This is a genomic window from Mesorhizobium sangaii, from assembly GCF_014207355.1.
Taxonomy (GTDB): Bacteria; Pseudomonadota; Alphaproteobacteria; order Rhizobiales; family Rhizobiaceae; genus Mesorhizobium; species Mesorhizobium sangaii.
Map to the genome: position 1 here is coordinate 139,675 of NZ_JACHEF010000004.1, position 20,234 is coordinate 159,908.

Below are 20,234 nucleotides of genomic sequence, written 5' to 3' on the forward strand. Positions count from 1 at the left end.
CTATCGCTGCTTGAGCACCCACCCAAGCAGCGACACCAGTAACGCCGCCAGTTCGCCGGTCGGGTCGAGGTCGGGATCGAAGATCGTCATGTCCATGCCGATGCAGGCAGGACCGGCAACCAGTGCGGACAGGATTGCGACGAGATCGTCGGGATCGATGCCGGGACTGCCGGGCGAATCCACCGCCGGCATCACCGTCTGGTCGAGCACGTCAATGTCGAGATGCAGCCAGTAGGGGGACCGCGCCAGCGTTGCCCGGGTCTTTTCCAACACCCTCGCCACGCCAAGCTCTCTCGCGGCAAAGACGTCGATCAGCGTCATGGCGGTGGAGTTGATGTCCGGCCAGGCGAAGTCGGCATCACGGCTCTCGCGTTCGCCGATCTGGATCACCCGTTCGTCGGGCACCAACGGCCCGGCAATGCCTGGCCACTCGGTCAGCAGCGGTTCGCCGCGCCCGGTAGCGAGCGCGAGATCCATGCCGGCGGCCGAGCCGAGCGCGGCATCGGCATCGTAGTTGCCGGGATGACGGAAATCGCTGTGACCGTCGACATGCACCAGGGCCAGTGGACCGGACCGCCGTGCGGCCGCCAGCGCGCCAGGCAGGATCGAACAATCGCCGCCGACGATCAGTGGAAATTCGCCCTGCCCGATCGCGCCGGCGACAAACTCGGCAAGCTCCAGATTAAACCGGCGGATCGCAGGGCCATTGCGCAGTCGGGTGCCCGGCTGCGGTTCGGTGCCGTAGGCGGGCCGTTCGAGATCGACCACCTTGGCGGGCGCAACCACCTCGACCAGGCCGGCCTCGCTCAGCGCCTGCGGCGCCCGCCATGTCCCCGGCACATGGCCGGGCCGCAGCGGGCGAAGACCAAGGTTGGACGGCGCGCGGATAAGGCAGATTTCACGCATGGAGAGCCTAGGTTTGCCAAGCCCACCATAGACCGCGAATGCCCGCCAGGTCACGCAGCCGGAGCCGCCGCCCATCTCTGCCGACAGTTCCTGCCAGCGACCCCATTCAGGCACCCTCGGTAAATTGCGCCTGAAACTCCGGGCTCGGCGGGATCGGCTTGATCACATCGATCAACACGCCATTGGGGTCCTTGGTGATGAAATGGCGCTGGCCGAAGGGCTCGTCGCGCAGGCTGCACAAGATCGGCAGGCCGGCGGCGGTGATCCGTTCGTAGACAGCATCTGGGTTCCTGACCTCGAAATTGATCAGCAGGCCGGACGTGCGACCCCGCCCCTCTTCCGGAATCGTTTTATGATCGCCATGGACGATGCCGAGATTGACGCGGCGATCCTCGGCAGACTGCAAATGCACGTACCAGTCGCTCTCAAACAGCGGCTTGAAGCCGAAATGCTTAATATAGAAGGCCTTTGTGGCGGCAACATCGCCTGTCATCAGCACCGGGTAATAGCTCGTGGTCTTCCATCTTTCCTTCTCCCGCCTAACAACATACAGTCTGCATGTAGATTGAATTAACATACAGGCTGCATGTATGCAACGAGAATCCGCGCGCCGTTCCAACCGCGACCGCACCGAGGCGACGCGCGCCGACCTGATCGCCGCGGCGCGCAAATTGTTCACCGAAAAATCCTATGCCGAGACCGGCACGCCCGAGATCGTTGCCGCCGCAGGCGTCACGCGCGGCGCGCTCTATCACCACTTTGCCGACAAGCAGGCGCTGTTCGCCGCCGTGGTTGAGCAGGAGGCAGCAGTTGTGGCTGACGAAATCGAGCGCGCCTCGCCGCCCTCGTTGTTTGCCCGCGACGCCCTGATCGCCGGTTCGGACGCCTATCTCGCCGCCATGCGCGCGCCCGGCCGCACGCGGCTGTTGCTGCTCGACGGGCCGGCTGTGCTTGGCCGCGCCGCCATGGACGCGATCGACAACCGGCATGGCAACCGCTCGCTGCGCGAGGGGCTTGTCGCGGCTATGCGGGCGCAGACGATGACGAGATTGCCGGTCGAGGCGCTGACCGCGCTGCTGGCTTCCGCCTTCGACCGTGCGGCCCTGGCCATCGAGGCCGGTGAGTCAGCCGACGACTGCCGCACCGTGCTCATGGCGCTGATTGACGGGCTCGCTCCAGTTCCTCGTCGTCAGGTATCTGGCCCGGCTCGAACTCGTTGAAGCAGCCGAGCTGGCGCTTGAACTGCTCGATCAGCCAGGCCGCCGCCGGCTTCGGGCTGCTGTCGTTACGATGCATGGCAAACAGCGGCGAGTTCACTTCCCTGAAAGCCTCCAGGTCGAGTTCCACCAGTCGGCCGCAGGCCAGATCTTCGGCGATCAGCCAGCGCGGCAGCCCACCCCAGCCCAGCCCCTCGCGCATCAGCATATGCTTGGTGCGCATGTCCGTCAGCCGCCAGGTGCGGTAGGCGAAAACACCGAAGTCGCGCCCCTTGGTGCGTTCGGACTGGTCGGTAACGACAAGCTGGATGTGTTCGCGCGCATCCTCGATCGCCACCGGCTTCGGCAGCAGCGCCAGCGGGTGGCTGGGCGCAGCAGCCAGCACCATCGACATGAAGCCGATGCGCACAAGATGCACATCGACCTCGCCCAGCAGACCGCCAATGCCGAGATCGGCCTGTCCATTGACGACGTGATCCGGGATCAGCCCTAGCGAGCCTATATGCAGGCGCAGCATCACGGTCGGAAACTGCACCTCGAATGCCTTGAGCACCCGAACCAGTACTGGCGAGGGCAGTGCCGCGTCGACCGACAGCGCGACTTCCGCCTCCAGTCCCTGATGGTAACCGTCGGCTCGCGAGCGGATCCGCTGCAGCACGCCGGCCATGCGGCGCGCATCCTCCAGCATCGCCCGGCCGATCTCGGTCAGTTGCGGCTCGCGCGTGCCCTCGCGCTCGAACAGCTTCAATCCGAGCTGCGCCTCGAGATTGGCGATGCCATAGCTGATGACGGATTGCGCGCGGTTGAGCTTGCGGCCGGCGGCCGAGAAACTGCCGGTCTCGGCGACTGTCAGAAAGACCTGAAGTTGATCGAGCGTCGGGTTGGGTTGCATGATCATATCCACTTCATGGATGGATAGTATAGAAAATATACCAGTTTTTCAAATGGGTCGATGGTCCCATATCCAGGGGGACAAATTATTCCAACCCCCTGGAGAGCCCCAAAATGTCTATCCTTCTCGTTACATCGAGCCCCCGCGGCACTGCCTCGCACTCGACCCGCATTGCCACTGAATTCGCCGAAAAGCTCCTCGCCGCCGATCCGTCGAACACGCTTGTCGTGCGCGACCTCGTCGCCAACCCGTTGCCGCATATCGACGCCGACTATTCGACCGGCATCTACACCCCGGCTGAAGCCCGCACCCCGCGCCAGGCCGAAGTCGTCGGCGTCTCCGACGTTGTGCTCGACGAACTGTTCGCCGCCGATACGGTGATCCTCGCCACCGGCTTCATCAACTTCAACATCTCCTCGACGCTGAAGTCCTGGGTCGATCACATCGCCCGCTCCGGCAAGAGCTTTGCCTATGGCGAGAATGGCCCCAAGGGCCTCGTCACCGGCAAGAAGGTCTATATCGTGCTGGCTTCGGGCGGCATCTATTCCGAAGGCGCGGCCGTGCAGCTCGATCACGCCATTCCCTATCTGCGCGGCGTGCTCGGCTTCCTCGGCATGACCGACGTCGACGTCATCCGCATCGAAGGCGTCGGCATGGGCCCTGATGCGGTGACCGCTGCGCTCGCCAAAGCGACCGCCAAGGTCGATGCCGTGGTGGCGGCCAGCCACCAGGTCTCTGCGGCGGCATAAGCCATCAATCGTCGAATTTGAAGGCAGGCGCCTAGCGCCTGCCTTTTTTGTGGTCAAGCGTCCTTTGCTTCAGCGACCATATCCGTCGTGTCTTGCGCCATCTCGGGCAAAGGCGGCAAAACCACAGCCGGATGCCGGCCTTCGCGCAGCATGAGCCCGAGACTGTAGTCGACGGCCAGCTTCATCGCACCAAGCGCGGTGCCGCCGTCTCCCAGCGAACTGACGGCGATCCGTGTCGGCCACGCAAGTTCTGCCGCGACGCGCTCGACGTTTTCCGTCATCAGTGGGTTTCTGCCAACGCCGCCGCCAAGCACGATCAGGCCGGGGTCGAGCATACCGATGCAGCCGGCCGCCAGTCTGCCGATATCGGCGGCATGACGCTCGACAGCCGCCATCGCAGACGCCGAACCCTCCCGGGCGCGCGCGAACAGATCCTTGGCCGAGTCGGGCGGCGCGCCTTCCTGCAAGGGCCATTCGACACGGCATCGCTCGATCAGCGCCCGCGAGCCGAGATAATGTTCGAGCCCTTCACGATAGGGCGTCTCGCTGACGGACCACGGATACGGCATGCGGCCGATTTCGCCGGCGGCGCCGCCGGCGCCGCGAAACAACCGTCCCTCGGTGATGAAGCCAAGGCCAACCCGCACGCCAACCTGCAGGAAGGCGAAGGTCTGGTGGCCCTGCGCGGCGCCGTAATGCATTTCGCCAATGGCGGCGCAGTTGACGTTGTTTTCCAGGATGATCGGCACTTCGACATGACGCCGCAGCAGGCCAAGCACGGCCGACGGTCCGCCCGGCCGGTCGAAGCGGTCGTTGGAAACGATACGCGGCACCGCCACGGCAACGGCGCGCAGCGCACGAAAACTCTTGCCCACCTTGCTCATGGTGGCATGCGTCACCGACAGCACGATCGCGCCAACGTCGTCGGGATGGCTGGATTTGGCCTCCGGTATCGGCTCTTCCGCCGCCGACAACGGCTGCCCGTCCATCGAATACGCGACAGCGCGCACCTGGGCCGCGCCGACATCGACGCCGATCGCGTAACCGGCGCCCGGACCGATGCCGTAGATGGTTGCCGTGCGGCCAATGGCGCCGCGCTCCAACCCGCGCGACGCGACGAGCCCCAGTTCGCTCAATTCCGAAACCGCTGCCGACATGGTCGGCTTCGACAGGTCGAGCATCGCGCCGAGCTTCGGCCGCGTCACGGGCCCATGCGCCGCGAGCACACGCAGCACGGCGCGGGCACTGTCGGTCAGATTGGGGATTTCCGCAGCCGCCATCTCTGCCTTTCGAGCTTTGCCCTGCAAATCCTGTTGCCGGTCCGCGAGAGCGAACACCGCCGCGACTCACACCTCTTCAATGCCTCATTGCCGGGCGGTTTGGCAATTTTCTCGACGACTGGCGGTTACGTCAGACTTCGGTCGGCGACCAAGGCTTCAGCTTGATATCGGTCTGGCGGTAACGGAAAACGATATCTGTGAGGCCAGCGGCATCCTGCATGTCGCCGACGATAAGCTGGATGGCGATGATCTCCAGGATGGCGTCGGCGACGGCGTTGCCAAGGGCGGGAATGGAGATCACCACCAGCCTGTCTGCAGAAGCGACGTCCGTGCGCCGCGTCACCAGCACCGAGGGGCAGCCGAACCCAGCGACATCGGTGGCGATCTTGACCTCGCGGCCGTCGCCGATGGCGATCAGTCCGGTCGCCGCATCCTGCGATTCCATCGGCCCATGCAGGTAGTTCAGCGTGTCCCATCCGGATGCGGGTACCCGAACCGCCTCACGGATCAGCATCGCCGCCTCGCCGGCATTGGCGAAACTGACACCTGCGCCGACGATATCGATGGATGTCCTGCCCTGCAGCAGCCGTGCCGCCTGGCTAGCCGCCTGCTCGGCACCAGAAAGAACGGTGGCGACCGCACTCGGCAAACGCGCCCAGTCGAAGCTGTTGCCGGCAAGCCTGTCGATCAACATGCCAAGCGCCAGCAAGGTGCCGGTATAGCCGGTCGAACTCGCGCCATTGTCGGCGCCCGAATCCGTGGCAAGCACGGCGCCGGTCAGATCAGCCAGCGGATTGTCGCTGCCACGGCATACGGCCAGCCGCGGTGCCTCCGACGCCTCGTGCATGACGTCGGAAATTTCCTGGCTCTGCCCCGAGGCCGAAAGCGCGATGAAGGCATCCGCGGCGGCATCCGTATGGCCATAGAGATCGGTCGGCGTGTAAGCGAAGGCCCGCAAGCCGCAGGCGCGCAGATAAAGTGCCCCGGCAAGGGCGGCCTGATAGCTGGCGCCGATGCCAGCAAGCCCGATCGCCTTGCCGGCAAGGACGTCGAGATCGAGACCATCGAGCGACCCGGCCACCGAACGCCTGCCGATCTCGAGACTTTCCGTCTGCCGCGCCACCGCCTGGCGGTAGCCGATACGCTTCATCATTCAAACGGCTCCGATCTGAGAGGACACACCTTGGCCGGCAAGTAGCCGCCTGGCCAGCGCGACCCCGCCGAGCACCGGCGGGTCGCGTAGCAACAGCACCTGGCTCGGTGGCGAGACTTTCGCCATGGCGTCGACGAATGCCGTCATCAACATCGGCTGCTCCGATATGACGCCACCGCCGGCCACGACAAGCGCCGGATTGGCCCCGCGCTCGATCAGCAGTTCGACCAATGCGGCAAGCCCTGCCCCGCCTTCCCTGATCACACGGACAGCCAGCGCCGAGCCGGCGATCGCCGCGTCGAACACGGCATTGGCATGGCGGCCCCAGACCGCCGCGCCGCGGGTTTCGTTGAGCAGGATGCCAAGCTTGGTATGGTCGTCAGTGCCAAGTTCGCGCATCAGCGCTCCAATCAGCGGGTCGCTGCCATCCTCGCCATGGTCGAGCGCGCGGCGGATTGCCTTGGCCGCCTCCCGCACCAGGGCGGGTGCGCTGCCTTCGTCACCGAGGATCCAGCCCCATCCGCCGGCAGCCAGCATCTTGCCTTCGGCCGTGCGTGCGACCGCGATCGAGCCGGTGCCCGAAACGACGCCGATGCCGTCAACATGGCCGGCAGCCGGCACCATCAGTTCGGCATCGTTGACGACCTGCACCGCGCCGCCGGTCCTGGCCGCCAGCAGCGCCTGGAAGCGAAGGCATTGTTCATCCGTGTCGCAGCCATGCGCGCCGACCGCCAGGGCAGCGGGCGCCATGCCGCCACACAGATTGGCGACGATGCCGGCCAGAGTCGTGGCATCGGTCTCCATGTCACGGATGCGCCAGGTCTCGGTCACCAGCACCTCGTCGGCGATCGTACGTTCGCCCAGGCACGCCATGATGCGCGTCTTGGTGCCGCCGATATCCACGCCTGCAATCATTTTCTGGGTCAACGACATCCACCGCGCAAGCCGGACGAAGCGGGGTTGCCGCGTCCAATCCATATTAGTTAGGAAACTTTACAAACTATCTTTCCAGACGGCAAGAACTATGATTTGATAATCGTCGTAAAAAGCGCATCAAGCGCATTGGGAGATTGCAACATGAGCAGGAGAAGGATTGGCCTAGCCCTCGCGGCCGCGTCTTTCGCATGGGGACTCGCCGCAGGCGTGGCGCATGCCACCGACATCTCGTTCTGGACTTGGCGCCAGGAAGACAAGGCCGCCTACAACGAACTTTTCGCCGATTTCACCAAGGCCAATCCGGACATCCATGTGAAGTTCGAGTCCTTCCCGGACGAGAACTATCCAACGATCGTCTCGACCGCTTTGGCCGCCGGCAAGGGCGGCGACGTCATCCACACCCACGCTTATGGCTGGCTGGAGCAGTTCGTGAAGGCCGGCTATTTCGAGCCGCAAGACATGACCACTGTGCCCTCGCTCGCCAACCAGCCCGCCGATGCGCTGGTGGCCGGCACCTACCGCGCCGACAAGAAGGTCTATTCCCTGCCCTTCGCCTCGCAGACGCTCGGTCTGTTCATCAACAAGGATGTCTTCGCCAAGGCCGGGCTGACCCCGCCGACCACATGGGATGAGTTCATCACCGTCAGCAAGGCGCTCAAGGAAAAGGGCATTTACCCCCTGGCCAACGGCATGGGCACGAGCTGGTTCAACGAGATGTTCGTGGCCATCTTCACCAACCCTTTCCTCGGCCAGGACTTTGTCAGCGACCTGACTTCGGGCAAGACCACCTTCAAGGATCCGCGCTATGTCGCGGCACTCGGCAAGCTGCTCGAACTGCGCGACTACATGCCCCCCGGATTCGAAGGCATAGACTATGAAACCGCAGGCCAGCTGTTCATCAGCGGCAAGGCCGCGATGCTGGCCGGCGGCAGCTTCGACATCGCCACCTATCGGACCCAGAACCCGGCGATCAACATGGACTTCATTGCCCCGCCAATGGCCAAGGCTGGCGACACGCCGCAGGTGACCAAGTTCTTCGACGGTGGCTATGCCGTCAACGCCAAGTCGGCCAACAAGGAGGCCGCGCTAAAGCTGGTCAACTGGATGGGGACCAAGGAGTTCGGCGACAAGTTCTCGGCCTTGCTCGGCAACATCTCGCCCATCAAGGGCGTGGTCATCAAGGACGAACTGCTCGCCCACGTCGCCAAGTTGAACGAAACGGCCATGCCGCATATCAATGTCGTCTACTTCCGTTTCGAGAAGCCGACGGGATCGGAGCTGCTGCAGGGCGACATCACCAAGATGATGTCGGGTTCGATCACCCCGGACCAGTTGGCCGCTGACCTGACCGACGGGCTCGCCAAGTGGTACAAGCCTTTCCAGGGCAATTGAGATGAACATCGGCCGGCGCCACACTGCAAAAGCCTTTCCGTGGCGCCGGTCACTCTGGATCGCATCCCTGCTGACACCGGCCCTGGTGGTCATGGTGCTTTTCGTGCTGTGGCCCCTGCTCTCGGCTTTCCGCCTTGCCTTCTATGAGTTCAATGGCTTGCAGCCCACCGGCTTTGTCGGCTTCGAGAATTTCCGCAAGGTGTTGTTCGAAACCCCGTACAGCGACTGGACCTACAATGCGCTGAAGCACAACATCATCGCCTTCGTGGCGCTGATGGTGTTCGAGAATGGCACCGCCTTCCTGCTCGCCTACGCATTGTTGAAGGCGCTGCCCGGCCATCGCATCCACCAGGTTATCGTCTTTCTTCCTGTCGTGCTGTCGGCGGTCATCGTAGGCTTCCTGTGGAAACTGTTCCTGCATCCGTTGTTCGGGCTGGTGAACCAGACTCTGGCGCTTGTCGGCATCGGCGCCATCCCGTGGCTCGGCAATGAATCGACCGCGCTGGGCAGCATCCTGTTCGCCAACATCTGGCACTGGCTCGGCTTCCCGACATTGGTGCTGCTGGCCGGCATGCAGCGCGTCAGCAAGGAAGTGATCGAGGCCGCCCGTCTCGACGGCGCCGGCGACTATGTGCTGATGACCCGGATCATCTGGCCGCTGATTGCACCGAGCGTCACCATCGTCACCATCCTGACCTTCATCGGCAGCTTCAACTGGTTCGAAATCCCCTACGTCATGGCCGGTCTTACCGGCTCGCCCGGCGGCGCTACCGACGTGCTCGGCCTGTATTTCTACCGCACTGCCTTCGGCAGCACGACGACGGGCATCCAGGACTTCGGCCAGGGCAGCGCTCTGGCCGTGATGATGTTCATCATCGTTGCCGGCGTGACCGCAATCGCGCTTCGCTACCTGCGCCGTCGTGAGATCGAACTGTGAGCACAACAGCCGGCAGCCGGGACCGCGGCGAATTGTTGAAGAACGGCGCCATCCAGCTGATGCTGGCGCTCAATGCCGTCATCATGATCTATCCGCTGTTCGTCATGGTGATCTCGTCCTTCAAGACCAATGCGGAGATCTTCAGTTCGCCCTTCGCCATGCCGTCGAGCTTCTCGCTGACCAACGCCGAACGCGTGTGGACCGAGACCAACTTCGTCCGCTACCTCGCCAATTCGGTAGGCATCACCACGGTGGCCGTGGCTCTGATCCTCTTGTTCAGCACCATGGCCGCCTACGCCATCGCCCGCTACCGGTTCAGGCTGAGCGCGCTGGTGCTGATGTTTTTCCTGAGCGGCATGACCGTGCCGTTGAAACTGGCGATCATTCCGCTGTTCATCCAGCTGGACACGCTGGGGCTGGTCGACAGCTATGCCGGCCTGGTGCTGGTCTATGTCGCCATGGGCATTCCTTCTGCGGTGTTCATCATGACCGGCTTCCTCAGGACCTTGCCGCGCGAACTAGAAGAATCGGCGCGCATGGACGGCGCCAGCGAATTTCGCATCATGCGCTCGATCATGCTGCCGCTGGCGCGCCCGGCCCTGGTCATCGTCGCGATCCAGAACGCGGTTCCGATCTGGAACGATTTCTTCTTCCCGCTGGTGCTGATCACTTCGGACAATCTCAAGACTCTGCCGCAGGGCCTCACCGTCTTCGTCGGCGAGTTCACCACCGACTGGGGTGTGCTGTTCACCGGACTGACGCTGGCGGCACTGCCCATCACCCTGGTGTACATCGTGCTGTCGAAGCAGTTCATCTCGGGCATCACCCAAGGCGCGGTCAAATAGGGCGCGGTCAAATAGACGAGGAATCCTTTCAAGTGGCCAACCAGAACAAGATCATCATCACCTGCGCCGTCACCGGCTCGATCCATACGCCGTCGATGTCGCCGCACCTGCCGGTAAGCGCCGAGCAGATCGCACAGGCCGCGATCGAAGCCGCCGAGGCAGGTGCCGCCATCGTCCATCTGCATGCGCGCAATCCCGCCGATGGCCGTCCCGACCAGTCGACCGAGGCCTTTGCGCCCTTTTTGCAGGTGATCAAGCAGCGCTCGGACTGCGTGATCAACATCACCACCGGCGGTGCCGCGACGATGAGCGTCGAGGAACGGGTCAAGCCGGCGGCGACCTTTGCGCCGGAAGTCGCCTCACTCAACATGGGCTCGATGAATTTCGGCCTCTATCCCATGCTTGAGCGCTTCAAGACCTTCGAGCACGAATGGGAGCGGCCATACCTCGAAGGGTCGCGCGATCGTATCTTCCGCAATACCTTTGGCGACATCGAGCACATCCTGCGAACCTGCGCGGAAAACGGCACGCGTTTTGAAATCGAGTGCTACGACATCGGCCATCTCTACACGCTCGCCCATTTCGTCGACCGCGGCCTTGTCAAGGCACCGTTCTTCGTCCAGAGCGTGTTCGGCATCCTCGGCGGCATTGGTACCCATCCGGAGGATGTCGCACATATGAAGCGCACCGCCGACCGCCTGTTCGGCAACGACTACCACTGGTCGGTGCTGGGCGCCGGGCGCAGCCAGCTACCCATCGCCACCCAGGCGATTGCGCTTGGCGGCAATGTGCGGGTCGGGCTGGAGGATTCATTGTGGATCGGCAAGGGCCAGCTGGCGAAATCCAGCGCCGAGCAGGTGCGCAAGGTGCGCCAGATCATCGAGGGGCTCGGCGCCTCGGTGGCCACCCCTGACGAAGCGCGGCAGATCCTGCAACTCAAGGGCGGCGACAAGGTCTCTTTCTGAGACGATTTTCTTTCCCGAGGCCAGTCTTTTCCAAGGATGACACGATGAGCGCGCTTTCCATCACCGATGTCGAGAAGGCGTATGGCAAGGCGAAGGTCATCCACGGCGTGTCGGTGGACATCGCTTCGGGCGAATTCGTCACCCTCGTCGGCCCATCCGGTTGCGGCAAGTCGACCTTGCTGAGGATGATCGCCGGGCTGGAAGACATCAGCACCGGCGAGATCGCACTCGAAGGCAAGGTCATCAACGATATCGCGCCGAAATCGCGCGATATCGCCATGGTGTTCCAAAACTATGCGCTCTACCCGCATATGACAGTGCGCGAGAACATGGCTTTCGCGTTGACGCTGAAGAAGGAAGACAGGCGCGAGATCGACGACAAGATTGCGCGCGCCGCGACAATCCTGGGCCTGCAGGATCTGCTTGAGCGTTTCCCGCGCCAGCTGTCCGGTGGCCAGCGCCAGCGTGTCGCCATGGGCCGCGCCATCGTGCGCGAGCCGAAGGTCTTCCTGTTCGACGAGCCGCTGTCCAACCTCGACGCCAAGCTGCGCGTGCAGATGCGCACCGAAATCAAGGCGCTGCACCAGCGCCTGGGAACCACCATCGTCTATGTCACTCACGACCAGGTCGAAGCCATGACCATGGCCGACAAGATCGTCGTCATGAATGGCGGCATCGTCGAACAGGTCGGTGCCCCGCTCGATCTCTACGACCGACCGGCCAACCTGTTCGTAGCCCAGTTCATCGGCTCGCCGGCGATGAACATCCTGCAAGGGCGCACCACCGCCGACGGCTTCACCACTGGCGACGGCATCGTGTTCCCGCTGCCTGTGCTGGAACAGACCGAAAGCGCCGTCGCCTGGGGCGTCCGGCCCGAACATCTCAGGCTTTCCGACAGCGGCGTGCCGGCAGTGGTCGAAGTGGTCGAGCCGACCGGCTCGGAAACCCTTGTCATTGCCAAAGCCGGCAACAACACGCTGAGCGCGCTGCTGCGCGAGCGGATCCGCGTGATGCCGGGTCAGCACTTTTTCCTGGCCCCGGACCTGACACAGCTCCATCTGTTCAACGCCGAGGGTCGGCGCATCACGTCCGCGATCCAATAGATCGCGGCGGCTAGATAGCCACCGATGAGAAAAAGCAGGCGCCGGCGTCTGCTCTTTTTGTCCTAACCGATCAGATGCCTCAGAATACCCGCAGAGGCGACCCCGATCAGCACGGTCGGCAGCATGGAGAACCGTGTTGCGGCGACAAAAGTGATGGCCAACGCCAGAAGGTCAGCCGGATTCCTCGACACGAAGGCCGGTGCGATCACCGAGATCAGCACGCAGCCGGGCGCCGCCTCCATCACCGCCGTGGCACGGGCGCTGAGTGTGCGGTTGCGCAGCACGAGATAGCCGCCGACCCGGGTCAGATAGGTGACACCAGCCATCAGCACGATGGTGAAAAGGGTCGTCGCGTCGATCATGCTTCTCTCCATAAGAACCAGGCCGACACCAGTCCCGACACGGCGCCCGCCGCGACATACCAGCCGCCGGGAACCATGAGATAGGTCAGCGCCGCGACGACAAGGCTGACCAGCCAGGGCCGTGCGGCCGCCACGCCCTTCCACATGCCGCGCATCAACACCAGGAAGACGGCCGGGAACGCCATGTCGAAGCCATAGGTCTCGACGTGGCCCAACATTGGGCCGAGCAAGGCACCTAGCGTGGTGAAGGCCACCCAGGTGAAATACATCGCCAGTGCCGCACCCATATAGTAGCGAGGGCTGAAGGCTGGCGTGATACCAGCCGCGGCGCGCTGCCTGGCGTCGGCAAGCCCGAGCGCCCAGCTTTCGTCGCATAGGAAGAACAGCGCCGGAAACATCTTGCGCCGCGGCAGGTGACGCAGGAACGGCGCCAATGCCGCCCCCATCAGCAGGTGCCGGCTGTTGACCAGGAAGGTGATGGCGGCGATGAGCACGATGTGCGGCGGCGACGTCCACAACTGGATCGCCGCGAATTCCGAGCCGCCGGCGAAATTCAGCCCTGTCATTGCCGAGAGCTCGACAACGCTCAAGCCTTTCTGGGTGGCCTGGGCGCCGAGCACCAGCGCATAGGGAATGGTGCCGAACAGCACCGGCGCGCATGACGCCACGCCACGGCGGAATTCGGACGTCGAACCGTCGCCTGCCGCCTCGACTGCCTGTGAAATGCTCATGCTTTGCCATCGGTCGGCCTCGCGGCCGCCGCTTCCGTTGCATTTGAAATCAATGATGTCGGCGGCAAATATACCGATACCGTCCGGCAATTTGGTTGCGAAGATTGTTGTATTTCGTCCAATTTTGGCATTGAGTGTCACAAACCGCCAAGAAAATGGAATCTACAGCCATGAAGCTCGATGAGATCGACAAGCGCATCCTGCGGGCACTGCAACGCGACGGCCGCATGGCCAACAATGATCTGGCCAACGAGGTCGGGCTGTCGCCATCGCCTTGCCTGCGGCGCGTGAAGCTGCTGGAGGAGGCCGGCGTCATCGACCGCTATGTCGCCGTGCTCAACCCGGCCAGCATCGGCAAGGGCCTGACCTTCTTCGCCCGCATCTGGCTGAAGCAGCAGGACGAGGACACGATCGAGCATTTCGCCACCGAAGTGGCCAAGCTGCCGCAGGTGATGGAATGCTATCTGATGCTCGGCGATTGCGATGCCCTGGTGCGCGTGGTGGCGGCCGGCATTGACGACTACCGCCGCTTCCAGTCGGAGCATCTGAGCCGCATCAAGGGCGTGCAGAACGTCAAGACCGACGTCCCCAGCCAGACGATCAAATACACGTCCGAACTGCCGCTCTGACGCATGTCGCCCAAAAGTGTGAAGCGTTTTTGGGATAACGACATGCGTCCAAAAAAGCCATGTCGCCTAAAAGTGCGAAGCGGTTTGGGGGCGTGACAAGCCGCCCGTAGAAAGCGGCCGGGGCGACCGGAAAAGACGCGAGTTAGACTGGATAAAAAATGCAACCGGATTGTAGGATCGGCCTCTGTGCCGGCGTCCTTCGGCTGCAGGCAGCGCGTAGCGCTGCTCTCTGGCATGGGAGAAAGAACATGAACCTTTCCTATCGTTGGGTCATCGTCGCGGCTGGCGCGCTGATGTCCTGTATCGCCATCGGCACGATGTTTTCGCTGGCGATCTTCCTCGAACCGATGGCGATCGACACCAATTGGTCGCGCGCCGGCATTTCGAGCGCCATGACCCTCAACTTCCTGGTGATGGGCCTTGGCGGCTTCGCCTGGGGCGCCCTGACCGACCGCTTTGGCGCCCGCATCGTCGTGACGATCGGCGCGGTGCTGCTCGGGCTGGCGCTGGTGCTGGCCAGCCGCGCCGGCTCGCTGCTGAGCTTCCAGATCACCTATGGCGTGCTGGTCGGCCTCGCGGCCAGTGCCTTCTTCGCGCCGATGATCGCGCTGACATCAGGCTGGTTCGAGACCAACCGCAGCCTTGCGGTCTCGCTGGTCTCGGCCGGCATGGGCGTGGCACCGATGACGATCTCGCCCTTCGCCCGCTGGCTGATCTCGGCCTATGAATGGCGCACGGCCATGTTCGACATCGGCATCACCGCATGGGTGCTGCTGTTGCCGGCCGTGCTGCTGGTCCGTCAGCCACCGAAGCCAGCCGTGGCCGATATCGGTTCCGCACCGGTTGCCGAAGGCGCCGGTCTGACGGCCGGCCAGGCGCTGCGCTCACCGCAATTCATCGTGCTCGGGCTGACCTTCTTTGCCTGCTGTGCTGCCCATTCCGGGCCGATCTTCCACATGGTCAGCTATGCCATGCTGTGCGGTGTCGCGCCGATGGCGGCAGTCTCGATCTACAGCGTAGAGGGCCTGGCTGGGCTCGGCGGGCGGCTTCTCTATGGCGTGCTTGCCGATCGGCTCGGCGTCAAGCCGGTGCTGATCGCGGGCCTGGCGATCCAGGCGATCGTCATTGCCGCCTATCTCAGCATCAGCCAGCTCGAGCAGTTCTACATGCTGGCTTTCATCTTCGGCGCCACCTATGGCGGCGTGATGCCGCTCTATGCGGTGCTGGCGCGCGAGTATTTCGGCCAGCGCATCCTGGGCACCGTGTTCGGCGCTGCAACCATGCTGTCCAGCCTCGGCATGGCGCTGGGTCCGCTGGCCGGCGGCATGGTGTTCGATGCCTACGCCAACTATTCCTGGCTGTTCATCGGCTCGGCCATCATCGGCCTTGGCGCGGTCGGCATCGCCATAGCATTCCCGCCGCTGCCGCGCCGGGAGTTGCAGACGGCGTGACCTGGGGAATCTAGCCGAAATGGGCTTTCAGCACGGCTCGAAATTTTTGCATCGTCTTTTCGGTTGTCTGCGCATCGGCAGCCGCAAAGCCCATGACAAGCCCGTTTTGTTCCGAGCCGTGACGGTACTGAATCGATAGAGCCGAGACATTGATCCCCTGTTGGAGCAACGCCTCAGCAATCGCCGCGTCGTTACATCTCTGGCAGAAAATGCCGACAACCTGGATGCCGGATTCGGTGGAATGGAAATCCAGCCATTCTCCGAGATGCCTTTGAGCGCTATCCAGGAAGAACTGCCGCCTTTCCGCGTAGAGGCGTCGCATGCGCCTGAGATGGCGGGTAAAGTGCCCTTCGTTCATGAAGTCCGCCAGCGCTGCCTGGGCAAGCAATGGGGCGAACTGGCCGGTCACGCTCAGCGCCGAGACGATTGTGTGGTCTATCGCCTTGGGCGCCACCAGAAAGCCGAGGCGCATGGCCGGAAACAGGATTTTCGCGAATGTACCGACATAGACCACGCGGTTTGACGCGCCGATGCCCTGCAGCGCCGGTATAGGCTGCCCCTGAAACCGGTATTCGCCATCGTAGTCGTCCTCGATAATCCATGAGCGCCAAGTCTCGGCCATGTGCAGGAGATTGAGCCGCTGTTCCATCGGCATGGTTATGCCGAGCGGGTGATGGCAGGAGGGCGTCACGAAAATCATGCGCGGGACGACAGGAGGTGGATCGAGGTTCCAGCCTGCATTGCCGACGCGCAGCGGCGCCAGTTTCGCACCTGCCGAGACGAAAGCCGAACCCGCCCCGTAGTATCCCGGCTCCTCCATCCACACCGTGTCGCCTTCATCGATCAGCAGCCGGGCCAGGAGGTCGAACGCCGACTGCGCGCCATTGGTCACGACGATCTGCTCGGCGGTGCACTGCGCGCCCCGCGATGCGGTGAGATATCGGGCTATGGCCTCGCAAAGAGGTGGATAGCCTTTGACGTGATAGGTGCCGAAAAGGTCGATATGCGCAAATTTTGCACGGCGGCTGAGCAGTTTCGACCAGGTGTTGAACGGGAAATTATCCGGGTCCGGCATGCCTGGATGAAATGCCAGCATGCCGGGCCGGCCGTGATGATAGGGTTGGGCGAGCATGGCCTGCCCGCGCAACGATATCGGATTCTCGTCCTCTGCCGACACATGCTCCGCCGTGGTCGATCGGGTCGGCAGATCCATGACCACCGAGGGCCGGCGTGGGCGTATGGCCAGATAGCCCTCCAGCGCGAGCTGGTCGCAAGCGGCAATCACCGTGTTGCGGCCCACCTGCAGATCCCGCGCCATGACCCGTGTCGAGGGCAGCGCGTGGCCGCTCGGCAGCACACGCCGTTCGATCAGACCGCGCAACTGGACGTAGAGCTGCCTGTGCAGGTTGGCGGAACTGCCGCGATCCAGCGCAATGCCGTCGATTGGAAAACTCGCCTTCATCGTGGTTCCCAAAAATCAATGCAAACTGGTTCTAACAATGGAACCAAAGCAGTCCTACGCTCAAGAAAAATGCGTTGAGGTTCAGGTGGGGCTGGCCGATGCAGTGCATAAGGGTGGGAGTGATCGGTGCGGGTGGCGTCGCCCAGGTCGAGCACATCCCGAATCTGCTCAAATTGCACCGGCAGTTCAGGATCCTCGGCGTCTATGATCCTTCGCGCAAAACCCGCGCCTTTGTCGGCGAGGAATTCGGCCTCGCTACATTCGCCGATCTCGACGGACTTCTGGCGATGCCGCTTGACGCGGTGGTCATAGCTTCGCCCGATGCCTTGCACTGGGAACAGGCTCTCGCCGCCTTCGCCAGGGGGCTGCACGTCTTCTGCGAAAAGCCGCTTTGCTACAGTGCCGGGGACATCGACGACTTGATCGCCGCCAGGGATCGCGCCGGCAAGGTGCTTCAGGTCGGCTACATGAAGCGTTTCGATCCGAGCTACGAGGCGGCGCTGAAGATGCTGCCGGGCACGGCGCGGACGCTTCGCTACATTTCGGTCGAGGTCAATGATCCCGACGCGTGGCCCTTCGTCCGGCACTACTCCACTTGCCGGGGTGACGACGTCGCGGTGGATTTGGTTGCCTCGACCGAAACCAGGCAGCGCGAGCAGGTGGATAGAGCGGTGCCTGGACTGGATGATGCCGACGCCTTTCGTGGTTTTGTCGGCGCCTATTGTTCGGCGATCGTGCACGACGTGAACGCCGTGCACGGGCTGCTCGATGCGCTCGGCGTCACGGATGGCGACATTGTCGGCGCCTCGCTTTTTGCCAGGGGCGAAGGCGGTCAGGGTGCCGTGCGGCTGCTCGGTGGCCAGGCGCTGTGGAACATGGTGCACCTGGCCGTACCGGGGCTCGCCGACTACCGCGAGCGCATAACGCTCTACTTCGACCAAGCCTCGCTCGAACTGGAATTCCCCTCGCCCTATCTCAACCACCAACCGACGCGGTTGACCCTGCGCACCAGCGACGGCCACACGCTTTCCAGCCGAGACGTCCGCAGCGGATACGAAGAGGCGTTTATCGAGGAGTTGAAAGGTTTCTGGTCGGCGATCGTCGAAGGCACGCCGGTGCGCAACAGCGCCGAAGACGCTCGTCGCGACATGGCGCTGCTGGCCGGGCTCACCCGGCACCATCTTGCCCAGCTCAAGCAATCAGGAGCTCGCCCGTGACGGTCCGCATCGGCATAAATCCGATCACCTGGAGCAACGATGACGTGCCGGAACTCGGCGGCGATACGCCGCTCGAGGTCTGTCTCGGCGAGACCAAACAGGCTGGCTATTCCGGCACCGAACTGGGCGGCAAGTTTCCGCGCCGGTCGGCTGAGCTGAAGCCGATCATGGAGCGCTATGGCCTTGCCGTGATTTCCGGCTGGTATGATGGCCGCTGCGACGAGAAGGAAGTCAGCGCGGAAATGGATGCGATCATGCCGCATCTGCAGCTGTTGAAGGATATGGGCGCGGCCCATGTCGTCTATGCCGACACCTCGCGCGGGCGCCACAATGCCATCTGGGGACCAATCTCGCAGCGCCCTGCACTGAGCTTGGAGGAATGGCCGGCCTACGGCAGCAAACTGACCGAGCTGGCCGAGCGGATGGCGGATTTCGGCGTGCGCATGGCCTTTCACCACCATATGGGAACCCTCGTCGAGACCGATGCCGAGGTGGCCCTGCTGATGCGGCACACCGGCGAGGCGGTCGGCCTGCTCTACGACACCGGCCATTCGACATTTTCCGGCGGCGACCCGCTGGCCTTGATCAGGGCGCACGTCAAGCGCGTCGTGCACGTGCATTGCAAGGACGTGCGCAAAGCCGTGCTTGATCGGGCCCGCGCGCAAGACATGAGTTTCATGGGGGCGGTTATGGACGGGATATTCACCGTTCCCGGCGACGGTTTCATCGATTATCCCTCGATTTTGCGCGTTCTTGCCGACAACGGCTACAGCGGCTGGCTGGTCGTCGAGGCCGAGCAGGATCCCAGCAAGGCTAACCCGCTGACCTATGCGACAATGGGATTCCAGAATTTGTCGCGCATGGCCAGGGAAGCCGGATTTACCGTCACAGAATAGTCGCGGCCGCCATGCGGCCTCCAGGGGACCAGTGCTGATGAATGAAACTGGAATAAAGGGGCAACTGGACTGCCGACCGTAACTGCGGCGGCGGAAAACAAAACAGGAGGTTGTTATGTTTTCGCTTGCGAAATTAATAAAGCCTGCGCTCGGCCTGCTGGCCGGCGCTACAATGATGGCGGCGGCCACCAGCCTTGCGGCCGCCGATGATACGCACGTGGTGTTTGTAACCCATGGCCAGAGCGGCGACCCCTACTGGTCGGTCGTGAAGAACGGCATGGACGATGCGGCCAAGACCCTGGGCGTCAAGGCCGAATATCTGGCGCCCGAAACATTCGACATGGCCAAAATGGCGCAAATGATCGACGCCATTACAGCGTCGAAGCCCGATGGGATGGTTGTTTCGATCCCTGACGCCGCGGCCCTTTCAGGTCCGGTCAAGAATGCCGTTGCCGCCGGCATCCCGGTCATAGTCATCGATTCCGGCGGCTCGAAGCTGACCCATGATCTTGGCGGCCTGCTGTTCATGGGACAGGACGAATTTCAGGCGGGCGTCATGGCGGGCGAGCGCATCAAGGCGCTCGGCCTCACCAAGGCGGTCTGCGCCAATCACGAGGTGGGCAATTCCAGCCTTGACGATCGCTGCGCGGGCTTTGCCAAGGGTCTGGGCGTCGATGTTCCGGTGATGAACGGCGTCATTGACCCGACTGAAATGAAGAACCGCATGATCGCCTACATGACCGCTCATGCCGATACGCAGTTCATTCTGGCTGTCGGCGCCAGCGGTGCCGAACCAACGCTGGCCGCGCTCGATGAAATGGGCCTCGCGGGCAAGGTGAAAACCGGCACGTTCGATCTGTCTCCCACGATCCTCCAAGCCGTTGTTGCCGGCAAGATGGAGTGGGGCATCGACGCCCAGCAATATGCCATGGGCTATATCCCGGTCGCGATGTTCGACCTTTGGAAGAAGTACAAGATCATGCCGATCGCCGACTATCCAACGGGCCCCGGCTTCGTCACCAAGGACACTGCCGCCTCGGTCATCGATCTGGCAAAACAGGGCAAGCGTTAACCGCTGGCGGCCGGGCCTCGGCACCCGGCCGCTTTCACT

Annotated in this window: 21 protein-coding genes; 12 read left to right on the forward strand and 9 right to left on the reverse strand. The window is 63.1% G+C overall.

Translation table 11 applies throughout. The features are described from left to right. Positions 1 to 1,020, reverse strand: a complete 1,020-nt coding sequence (locus HNQ71_RS20780) for an arginase family protein (RefSeq protein WP_343068203.1) — start codon at positions 1,018 to 1,020, stop codon at positions 1 to 3. Continuing rightward, on the reverse strand, positions 1,013 to 1,399 hold the full coding sequence (locus HNQ71_RS20785; RefSeq protein ID WP_246461738.1) for a VOC family protein: 387 nt from the start codon (positions 1,397 to 1,399) through the stop codon (positions 1,013 to 1,015). The genes HNQ71_RS20780 and HNQ71_RS20785 overlap by 8 nt, the downstream gene beginning before the upstream one ends. A 97-nt stretch (positions 1,400 to 1,496) precedes the next feature. On the opposite strand from HNQ71_RS20785, the gene HNQ71_RS20790 reads away from it, so the two are divergent. Next, positions 1,497 to 2,126, forward strand: coding sequence for a TetR/AcrR family transcriptional regulator (locus tag HNQ71_RS20790; protein ID WP_184874527.1), 630 nt, complete (start codon positions 1,497 to 1,499; stop codon positions 2,124 to 2,126). Here HNQ71_RS20790 and HNQ71_RS20795 read toward each other — a convergent pair. After that, positions 2,056 to 3,015 (reverse strand): LysR family transcriptional regulator, encoded by a 960-nt coding sequence (locus HNQ71_RS20795; protein WP_184874528.1) that lies wholly within the window; start codon positions 3,013 to 3,015, stop codon positions 2,056 to 2,058. The genes HNQ71_RS20790 and HNQ71_RS20795 overlap by 71 nt on opposite strands. 113 nt (positions 3,016 to 3,128) lie before the next feature. Here HNQ71_RS20795 and HNQ71_RS20800 point away from each other — a divergent pair, with 113 nt between their 5' ends. After that, a complete protein-coding gene (locus HNQ71_RS20800) occupies positions 3,129 to 3,764 on the forward strand; it encodes an FMN-dependent NADH-azoreductase (RefSeq protein ID WP_184874529.1) in 636 nt (211 codons plus the stop codon). Between the two features lie 53 nt (positions 3,765 to 3,817). Here HNQ71_RS20800 and HNQ71_RS20805 read toward each other — a convergent pair whose 3' ends face one another. From HNQ71_RS20805 to HNQ71_RS20815, 3 genes are all read right to left on the reverse strand, one after another. Then, the gene (locus tag HNQ71_RS20805; RefSeq protein ID WP_184874530.1) at positions 3,818 to 5,044 is read right to left on the reverse strand and encodes an ROK family transcriptional regulator; all 1,227 of its coding nucleotides are present in this window, start codon (positions 5,042 to 5,044) and stop codon (positions 3,818 to 3,820) included. A 130-nt stretch (positions 5,045 to 5,174) separates the two neighbouring features. Beyond that, positions 5,175 to 6,197 carry an SIS domain-containing protein gene (locus HNQ71_RS20810; RefSeq protein ID WP_184874531.1) on the reverse strand — a complete coding sequence of 341 codons (1,023 nt, stop codon included), beginning with the start codon at positions 6,195 to 6,197 and terminating at the stop codon, positions 5,175 to 5,177. Further along, complete coding sequence (locus HNQ71_RS20815) at positions 6,198 to 7,124, reverse strand: BadF/BadG/BcrA/BcrD ATPase family protein (protein ID WP_246461747.1); 927 nt, start codon at positions 7,122 to 7,124, stop codon at positions 6,198 to 6,200. Between the two features lie 150 nt (positions 7,125 to 7,274). On the opposite strand from HNQ71_RS20815, the gene HNQ71_RS20820 reads away from it, so the two are divergent. The 5 genes from HNQ71_RS20820 to HNQ71_RS20840 are packed head-to-tail and all read left to right on the forward strand — an operon-like array spanning position 7,275 to position 12,375. Further along, positions 7,275 to 8,525, forward strand: coding sequence for a sugar ABC transporter substrate-binding protein (locus HNQ71_RS20820; RefSeq protein WP_184874532.1), 1,251 nt, complete (start codon positions 7,275 to 7,277; stop codon positions 8,523 to 8,525). A gap of 1 nt (position 8,526) precedes the next feature. After that, positions 8,527 to 9,462: a carbohydrate ABC transporter permease gene (locus HNQ71_RS20825; RefSeq protein ID WP_184874533.1), complete on the forward strand. Its 936-nt coding sequence runs from the start codon at positions 8,527 to 8,529 to the stop codon at positions 9,460 to 9,462. Then, positions 9,459 to 10,307: an ABC transporter permease subunit gene (locus tag HNQ71_RS20830; protein WP_184874534.1), complete on the forward strand. Its 849-nt coding sequence runs from the start codon at positions 9,459 to 9,461 to the stop codon at positions 10,305 to 10,307. The genes HNQ71_RS20825 and HNQ71_RS20830 overlap by 4 nt, the downstream gene beginning before the upstream one ends. Positions 10,308 to 10,339: 32 nt before the next feature. Next, a complete protein-coding gene (gene kce / locus HNQ71_RS20835; RefSeq protein WP_184874535.1) occupies positions 10,340 to 11,272 on the forward strand; it encodes a 3,5-dioxohexanoate:acetyl-CoA acetone transferase in 933 nt (310 codons plus the stop codon). A 44-nt stretch (positions 11,273 to 11,316) separates the two neighbouring features. After that, the gene (locus tag HNQ71_RS20840) at positions 11,317 to 12,375 is read left to right on the forward strand and encodes an ABC transporter ATP-binding protein (RefSeq protein ID WP_184874536.1); all 1,059 of its coding nucleotides are present in this window, start codon (positions 11,317 to 11,319) and stop codon (positions 12,373 to 12,375) included. Between the two features lie 62 nt (positions 12,376 to 12,437). On the opposite strand, the gene HNQ71_RS20845 is transcribed toward HNQ71_RS20840, so the two are convergent. Together HNQ71_RS20845 and HNQ71_RS20850 are read right to left on the reverse strand one after the other, a co-directional pair. Next, positions 12,438 to 12,737 (reverse strand): AzlD family protein, encoded by a 300-nt coding sequence (locus HNQ71_RS20845; protein ID WP_184874537.1) that lies wholly within the window; start codon positions 12,735 to 12,737, stop codon positions 12,438 to 12,440. Next, positions 12,734 to 13,468 (reverse strand): AzlC family ABC transporter permease, encoded by a 735-nt coding sequence (locus tag HNQ71_RS20850; protein ID WP_184874538.1) that lies wholly within the window; start codon positions 13,466 to 13,468, stop codon positions 12,734 to 12,736. The genes HNQ71_RS20845 and HNQ71_RS20850 overlap by 4 nt, the downstream gene beginning before the upstream one ends. 170 nt (positions 13,469 to 13,638) lie before the next feature. Between HNQ71_RS20850 and HNQ71_RS20855 the strand changes: the two genes are divergently transcribed. Together HNQ71_RS20855 and HNQ71_RS20860 are read left to right on the forward strand one after the other, a co-directional pair. Continuing rightward, entirely contained in the window at positions 13,639 to 14,097 is a 459-nt protein-coding gene (locus HNQ71_RS20855; RefSeq protein ID WP_184874539.1) for an Lrp/AsnC family transcriptional regulator, read from the forward strand. A 248-nt stretch (positions 14,098 to 14,345) separates the two neighbouring features. Next, the gene (locus HNQ71_RS20860) at positions 14,346 to 15,548 is read left to right on the forward strand and encodes an MFS transporter (RefSeq protein ID WP_184874540.1); all 1,203 of its coding nucleotides are present in this window, start codon (positions 14,346 to 14,348) and stop codon (positions 15,546 to 15,548) included. Between the two features lie 10 nt (positions 15,549 to 15,558). Here the strand turns inward: HNQ71_RS20860 and mocR are convergent, their stop codons facing one another. Then, the gene (mocR, locus tag HNQ71_RS20865; RefSeq protein ID WP_184874541.1) at positions 15,559 to 17,010 is read right to left on the reverse strand and encodes a rhizopine catabolism transcriptional regulator MocR; all 1,452 of its coding nucleotides are present in this window, start codon (positions 17,008 to 17,010) and stop codon (positions 15,559 to 15,561) included. Positions 17,011 to 17,108: 98 nt separating this feature from the next. Between mocR and HNQ71_RS20870 the strand changes: the two genes are divergently transcribed. From HNQ71_RS20870 to HNQ71_RS20880, 3 genes are all read left to right on the forward strand, one after another. Continuing rightward, positions 17,109 to 18,227: a Gfo/Idh/MocA family protein gene (locus HNQ71_RS20870; protein ID WP_184874542.1), complete on the forward strand. Its 1,119-nt coding sequence runs from the start codon at positions 17,109 to 17,111 to the stop codon at positions 18,225 to 18,227. After that, complete coding sequence (iolE, locus tag HNQ71_RS20875; RefSeq protein WP_184874543.1) at positions 18,224 to 19,123, forward strand: myo-inosose-2 dehydratase; 900 nt, start codon at positions 18,224 to 18,226, stop codon at positions 19,121 to 19,123. Before HNQ71_RS20870 ends, iolE begins: the two co-directional genes overlap by 4 nt. A 115-nt stretch (positions 19,124 to 19,238) precedes the next feature. Then, on the forward strand, positions 19,239 to 20,195 hold the full coding sequence (locus tag HNQ71_RS20880) for a rhizopine catabolism ABC transporter substrate-binding protein (protein ID WP_184874544.1): 957 nt from the start codon (positions 19,239 to 19,241) through the stop codon (positions 20,193 to 20,195). Positions 20,196 to 20,234: the final 39 nt, after the last annotated feature.

What these genes read in the sequence shown, in the direction of transcription:
- HNQ71_RS20850 (WP_184874538.1), bottom strand. Translation starts at nt 13,468, where the DNA reads ATGAGCATTTCACAGGCAGTCGAGGCGGCAGGCGACGGTTCGACGTCC.
- HNQ71_RS20825 (WP_184874533.1), top strand. Translation starts at nt 8,527, where the DNA reads ATGAACATCGGCCGGCGCCACACTGCAAAAGCCTTTCCGTGGCGCCGG.
- HNQ71_RS20790 (WP_184874527.1), top strand. Translation starts at nt 1,497, where the DNA reads ATGCAACGAGAATCCGCGCGCCGTTCCAACCGCGACCGCACCGAGGCG.
- HNQ71_RS20880 (WP_184874544.1), top strand. Translation starts at nt 19,239, where the DNA reads ATGTTTTCGCTTGCGAAATTAATAAAGCCTGCGCTCGGCCTGCTGGCC.
- HNQ71_RS20810 (WP_184874531.1), bottom strand. Translation starts at nt 6,197, where the DNA reads ATGATGAAGCGTATCGGCTACCGCCAGGCGGTGGCGCGGCAGACGGAA.
- HNQ71_RS20860 (WP_184874540.1), top strand. Translation starts at nt 14,346, where the DNA reads ATGAACCTTTCCTATCGTTGGGTCATCGTCGCGGCTGGCGCGCTGATG.
- HNQ71_RS20800 (WP_184874529.1), top strand. Translation starts at nt 3,129, where the DNA reads ATGTCTATCCTTCTCGTTACATCGAGCCCCCGCGGCACTGCCTCGCAC.
- HNQ71_RS20840 (WP_184874536.1), top strand. Translation starts at nt 11,317, where the DNA reads ATGAGCGCGCTTTCCATCACCGATGTCGAGAAGGCGTATGGCAAGGCG.
- HNQ71_RS20870 (WP_184874542.1), top strand. Translation starts at nt 17,109, where the DNA reads ATGCAGTGCATAAGGGTGGGAGTGATCGGTGCGGGTGGCGTCGCCCAG.
- HNQ71_RS20805 (WP_184874530.1), bottom strand. Translation starts at nt 5,044, where the DNA reads ATGGCGGCTGCGGAAATCCCCAATCTGACCGACAGTGCCCGCGCCGTG.
- HNQ71_RS20795 (WP_184874528.1), bottom strand. Translation starts at nt 3,015, where the DNA reads ATGCAACCCAACCCGACGCTCGATCAACTTCAGGTCTTTCTGACAGTC.
- HNQ71_RS20785 (WP_246461738.1), bottom strand. Translation starts at nt 1,399, where the DNA reads ATGACAGGCGATGTTGCCGCCACAAAGGCCTTCTATATTAAGCATTTC.
- HNQ71_RS20855 (WP_184874539.1), top strand. Translation starts at nt 13,639, where the DNA reads ATGAAGCTCGATGAGATCGACAAGCGCATCCTGCGGGCACTGCAACGC.
- HNQ71_RS20820 (WP_184874532.1), top strand. Translation starts at nt 7,275, where the DNA reads ATGAGCAGGAGAAGGATTGGCCTAGCCCTCGCGGCCGCGTCTTTCGCA.
- mocR (WP_184874541.1), bottom strand. Translation starts at nt 17,010, where the DNA reads ATGAAGGCGAGTTTTCCAATCGACGGCATTGCGCTGGATCGCGGCAGT.
- HNQ71_RS20845 (WP_184874537.1), bottom strand. Translation starts at nt 12,737, where the DNA reads ATGATCGACGCGACGACCCTTTTCACCATCGTGCTGATGGCTGGTGTC.